This is a genomic window from Arthrobacter sp. A2-55, from assembly GCF_025548615.1.
GTDB lineage: Bacteria > Actinomycetota > Actinomycetes > Actinomycetales > Micrococcaceae > Specibacter > Specibacter silviterrae.
Map to the genome: position 1 here is coordinate 1 of NZ_JAJLOZ010000123.1, position 5,453 is coordinate 5,453.

Annotated in this window: 5 protein-coding genes; all 5 read left to right on the forward strand. The window is 66.8% G+C overall.

The window, feature by feature from the left end; translation table 11 throughout:
* Nucleotides 1–275 precede the first annotated feature (275 nt).
* The 5 genes from LPN03_RS20355 (at nucleotide 276) to fabF (ending at nucleotide 5,383) form a co-directional block, all read left to right on the forward strand.
* Nucleotides 276–1,523: a PucR family transcriptional regulator gene (locus LPN03_RS20355; protein WP_262455704.1), complete on the forward strand. Its 1,248-nt coding sequence runs from the start codon at nucleotides 276–278 to the stop codon at nucleotides 1,521–1,523.
* Nucleotides 1,524–1,650: 127 nt separating this feature from the next.
* Nucleotides 1,651–2,592, forward strand: coding sequence for an ACP S-malonyltransferase (locus LPN03_RS20360; protein WP_262455705.1), 942 nt, complete (start codon nucleotides 1,651–1,653; stop codon nucleotides 2,590–2,592).
* Nucleotides 2,589–3,650 (forward strand): beta-ketoacyl-ACP synthase III, encoded by a 1,062-nt coding sequence (locus LPN03_RS20365; RefSeq protein WP_165181174.1) that lies wholly within the window; start codon nucleotides 2,589–2,591, stop codon nucleotides 3,648–3,650. Before LPN03_RS20360 ends, LPN03_RS20365 begins: the two co-directional genes overlap by 4 nt.
* Before the next feature lie 97 nt (nucleotides 3,651–3,747).
* The gene (locus LPN03_RS20370) at nucleotides 3,748–3,993 is read left to right on the forward strand and encodes an acyl carrier protein (RefSeq protein WP_038462997.1); all 246 of its coding nucleotides are present in this window, start codon (nucleotides 3,748–3,750) and stop codon (nucleotides 3,991–3,993) included.
* Nucleotides 3,994–4,123: 130 nt separating this feature from the next.
* Nucleotides 4,124–5,383: a beta-ketoacyl-ACP synthase II gene (fabF, locus tag LPN03_RS20375; protein WP_262455706.1), complete on the forward strand. Its 1,260-nt coding sequence runs from the start codon at nucleotides 4,124–4,126 to the stop codon at nucleotides 5,381–5,383.
* The last annotated feature ends 70 nt before the right edge of the window (nucleotides 5,384–5,453 follow it).

The following is a 5,453-nucleotide window of genomic DNA, read 5'->3' on the forward strand; positions in this document are numbered from 1 at the left end:
GACGCACCCGCCCAGGCAGCCGAACGCTACGACCTCCTCAACACCAACGCCGGCACCACCGGCAACGCAGGAGGCGACAGCTAACCACCCACCCGAACCGGCACACAACACGGATGTTCCAGACAAACACCCCCGTTAAGTGCCCGCTCGGGGGGATGGAAACAACTCCACGCGCGCCCCGTTCCGCACCCCGGCTCCGGCCAGTGCGGCGGGGCGCGCCTTGTTGAATCCACACAATTAACCATTACGGGGGGCAAAGGACATATCCTCAAGGAATGGCACCCAAGACCCAACGTGCGGCAACATCCCAGGCAGCGGCTCCGGCCGTGGCGAAGACCTCCGAGACCCTGAACCGTCTCCGGGCCAACATTGGGCCGCTGTCCACCCTGATGTTGCGGGAGCTTGAGGGCACCCTGCCGTGGTACAGGCGGTTGAGCGCCGACGAACGGTCGTCCCTGGGGCTCGTGGCCCAAAACGGCATTTCCGCATTTGTGTCCTGGTACGAGCACCCGTCTTCCCCCAGCTGGGTGCTCTCCGATGTTTTTGGCACGGCACCCACCGAACTGACGCGGTCCATCAGCCTCCAGCGCGCCCTGCAGCTCATCCGGACGGTGGTCCAGGTGGTTGAGGATCGGGTGCCTGAGCTGGCCAGCGCCAACGACCAGGTGGACCTGCGCGAAGCCGTGCTGCGGTACTCCCGCGAAGTGGCCTTTGCCGCCGCCGACGTCTATGCCCGGGCCGCGGAAAACCGCGGGGCCTGGGACACCAGGCTTGAGGCCCTCGCCGTGGACGGGATCCTGCGCGGGGAAAACACCGATGCCCTGCAGTCCCGCATTTCAGCCTTGGGCTGGACATCACACAGCCGCTTCACCATCATGGTGGGCCCGGCACCTGCCGAAGCCGATGCCACGTTCCTGGCCACCCTGCGCCGGGCCGCCGGACGTTTCGCCTCGGACGTGATGGTGGGCATCCAGGGTGACCGGCTCATCCTGGTCCTGGGCGAGGTGGCCGACCCGGAAACTGCCTACCTGCGCCTCGGCGAACTGTTTGCGCCCGGCCCCGTGGTGTACGGCCCGCTGGCCCAGACCCTGGCGGATGCCACGGCGTCGGCCAAGGCGGCCTTTGCGGGCATGGCGGTGGCACGTGGCTGGTCGGCGGCGCCGCGGCCTGTGTCGGCGGACGACCTGTGGCCCGAGCGGGTCATTGGCGGGGACGAGTCCGCCCGCAGGGCCCTGCTCACCCACATTTACCGGCCTCTGGTGGCTGCGTCCAACGGGCTGGTGGAAACGCTGAACAGCTACCTGCAGCTGGGGCATTCCCTCGAGGCGGCCGCCCGCGACCTTTTCGTCCATTCCAACACCGTGCGCTACCGCCTGCGCAGGGTCTGCGACGTCACCGGCTGGGACCCGCTCATTCCCCGGGAGGCTTTCGTCCTCCAAACCGCCCTCGTGGTGGGCCGGCTGGCCGCTCCCGCCCGCCAGTCCGCGGACCGCCCTTCAGACCGCACGGCCCCGCGAAGCTGAACCGGCAAACTGCGCTCCCGCAGCCCGAAGCAACGGACCGTATTGTAGACTTCCTACAAATCATCCCCATGAGCTTGGTGTGCGAAAACACCATGCCCCTGCCCCTAAGTTTGGAAAGCTGGTTACTGTGCTTGCAATAGTCTGCCCTGGACAGGGTTCCCAAACTCCCGGATTCCTTTCGCCCTGGCTTGAACGCCCCGGCACCGAGGCCCGGCTGGCTGCCCTCAGTGAGGCCGCCGGCATTGACCTGCTGGCCCACGGGACCACCTCGGACGCGGAGACCATCAAGGACACCGCCGTCGCCCAGCCCCTGATCGTCGCGGCCGGGCTGCTCGCCGCCGAGGCACTGCTGGATGCCCCGCTGGCTGCCCTGGACGTGGTGGTTGCCGGGCACTCCGTTGGCGAAATCACGGCCGCCGCGCTCACGGGAACCCTTTCCAACGCCGATGCCATGGCCTTTGTGCGCGAACGCGCCAACAAGATGGCCGACGCCGCCGCCGTCACCCCCACCGGCATGGCCGCCGTCGTGGGTGGGGACCCGGAAGAAGTCCTGGCCGCCATTGCCGCCGCCGGGCTGGCCCCGGCCAACATGAACTCCAAGGGCCAGACAGTGGCCGCCGGCACGCTGGAGCAGATCGCGGCACTTGTCGCGGCCCCGCCTGCCAAGGCCCGCGTCATCCCCCTCCAAGTGGCCGGCGCCTTCCACACCCACCACATGGCACCCGCCGTCTCCGCACTGGAGGCCCTGGCGCCGTCCCTGGCCACCCATGCACCCGCGGTGCCGCTGCTCTCCAACTACGACGGCGCCGAGGTCCGTTCCGGGGAAGCGGCCTTGCAGTCGCTGATCGCCCAGGTGTCGCGGCCCGTGCGCTGGGACCTGTGCATGGAGACCATGTCCGCCATGGGCGTGACCGGCTTGATCGAATTGACGCCGGCCGGCACCCTGACGGGCCTGGCCAAGCGCGGCATGAGCGGTGTTGCCACCGTTGCCGTGAAAACCCCCGCCGATTTGGAATCCGCAAAGCAACTGCTGGCCGAGCACGCCCAGCGGAAAGAAGGAACCGAGTGAGCACGCCCACGCTGAATCAAAGCACCCTCCGCAATGGCTCACGCATTGTCGGAATCGGCGCCTACCGCCCCAGCCTCATCGTCACCAACGAAGACGTCTGCCAGTGGATTGACTCCTCCGACGAATGGATCCGCCAGCGCACCGGCATCATCACCCGCCACCGCGCGCCCCGCGACGTGTCCGTGGTGGACATGGCTGTCGGCGCCGGCAACGAGGCCATCAAAAACGCCGGCATTGAGCCCTCGCAAATTGGCGCCGTCATTGTCTCCACCGTTTCCCACCCCTACGCGACGCCGTCGGCCGCTGCCTTGATTGCCGAGCAGATCGGCGCAAACCCCGCCCCGGCCTTCGACATTTCCGCCGCCTGCGCCGGCTACTGCTATGGGATTGCCCAAGGTGACGCGCTGGTGCGCTCCGGCACGGCGGAATACGTCCTGGTAATCGGCGCCGAGAAGCTCTCCGACGTCATCGACAACCATGAGCGCACCATCTCCTTCCTGCTCGGCGATGGCGCCGGCGCCGTGGTGATCGGCCCATCCGACGAACCCGGCATCAGCCCCGCAGTGTGGGGCTCCGACGGCAGCAAGTGGGATGCCATCGGCATGACGCACTCCCTCATGGATGTGCGCGACTTCAGCGAACAGGCCATGAAGGGCGACGACGTGGCGCTGGCTGCCGCTGACGAAGCCCACGCCACTCTGTGGCCCACTCTGCGCCAGGACGGCCAGACCGTGTTCCGCTGGGCCGTGTGGGAGATGGCCAAGATGGCCAAAAAGGCCTTGGACGTTGCCGGCATCACCGCCGCGGACCTGGGCGCGTTTGTGCCGCACCAGGCAAACATGCGCATTATCGACGAGCTCGCCAAGCAGCTCAAGCTGCCGGAACACGTCATTATTGCCCGCGACATTGCCGACGCCGGAAACACCTCCGCGGCGTCCATCCCTCTGGCAACACACCGGCTGTTGGCGGAGAACCCGGAGCTTTCCGGTAAACTCTCGCTTCAGATCGGCTTTGGTGCCGGCTTGGTGTTTGGCGCGCAAGTAGTTCGCCTGCCCTAGCGCCAGCCAGGCTCCCGGACCAGCAGGTGCGGGGCGCTGCCCGGCAATGACCCAATTCCCGATTTTTTACGTAAAAACACAACATAAGGAGCCGTCAATGGCTAGCAACGAAGAAATCCTGGCTGGTTTGGCCGAAATCGTCAACGAGGAGACCGGCCTGGCCCCCGAAGCTGTCGAGCTGGACAAGTCCTTCACCGATGACCTGGACATCGACTCCATCTCCATGATGACCATTGTGGTCAACGCCGAGGAAAAGTTCGACGTCAAGATCCCCGATGAGGAAGTCAAGAACCTCAAGACCGTTGGCGACGCCGTCAGCTTCATTGCCGGCGCGCAGGCTTAATCCCGAACTGCAGAGCCCTTTTCCGCTAGTGCGACACAGGGCAAAAGTGAATGGCCGGTTCCACGTTTGGTCCGGCCATTCACGGCATCACACTGTTGTCCTGAACCTTTTCTTTTTAGAGAGTTGAACCATGGCCCGCAAAGTAGTCATCACTGGACTTGGAGCAACCACGCCTATCGGCGGGGACGTTCCGACGATGTGGCGGAACGCCCTCAAGGGTGTTTCCGGCGCCCACACACTTGACGACGAGTGGGTGGAAAAATACCAGCTCCCCGTACGCTTTGCGGCCCGTGTCACGAACCCCGCCTCCGAAACCCTGAGCCGCGTCGAAGCCAAGCGCATGGACCCCTCCACGCAGTTCGCCGTGGTGGCCGCCCGTGAGGCCTGGAAGGATTCCGGTCTGGAGGAGATCGACCACGACCGCCTGGCCGTGGCCTTTGCCACCGGCATCGGCGGCGTGTGGACGCTCCTGGACGCCTGGGACACCCTGCGCGAAAAGGGCCCCCGCCGCGTGCTGCCGATGACGGTGCCCATGCTGATGCCGAACGGCCCTGCCGCCGCCGTCAGCCTGGACCTGGGCGCCCGCGCCGGCGCCCACACCCCCGTTTCCGCCTGCGCGTCCGGCACCGAGGCCCTGCACATCGGGCTGGAGCTGATCCGTTCCGGCAAGGCCGATGTGGTCATGGCCGGCGGCGCCGAGGCTGCCATCCACCCGCTGCCCATGGCCGCCTTTGCCGCCATGCAGGCCCTGTCCAAGCGCAACGACGACCCCGAGCACGCCTCGCGCCCCTACGACATCGACCGTGACGGCTTTGTCATGGGTGAAGGTGCCGGCGCCCTGGTGCTCGAGGCCGAGGAGCACGCCCTGGCCCGCGGCGCCCGCATTTATGGCGAGCTGGCCGGAACCTCAGTGACGGCTGACGCGTACCACATCACGGCCCCGGACCCCGAGGGCCTCGGCGCCACCCGCGCCCTGAAGGCAGCCCTGTTTGACGCCCGCGCCCAGGCCGAGGACGTGGTGCACGTCAACGCCCACGCCACCTCCACGCCTGTGGGCGACCGCCCGGAGTACACGGCCCTGCGTGCCGCCCTGGGCGACCATGTGGACAATGTATGCGTCTCAGCCACCAAGTCACAGACGGGACACCTGCTGGGTGCCTCGGGCGCCGTTGAATCGGTGCTGACGGTCCTGGCCGTCTATCACCGCCTTGCCCCAGTCACGATCAACCTGGAAAACCAGGACCCTGAGATCCCGTTGGACATTGTCACGGGCACCCCGCGCGAGCTGCCGGAGGGCCAGGTCATGGCCCTGAACAACTCCTTCGGCTTCGGCGGCCACAACGCCGTGGTGGCCATTCGCAGCACCGGCGCCAAGGTCGAGATGGCCTAGCCGACCTGTTCCGGCCAAGCACGACGGCGGCGCCCACCTCTTGAGGTGGGCGCCGCTTATGCGTTGAGAT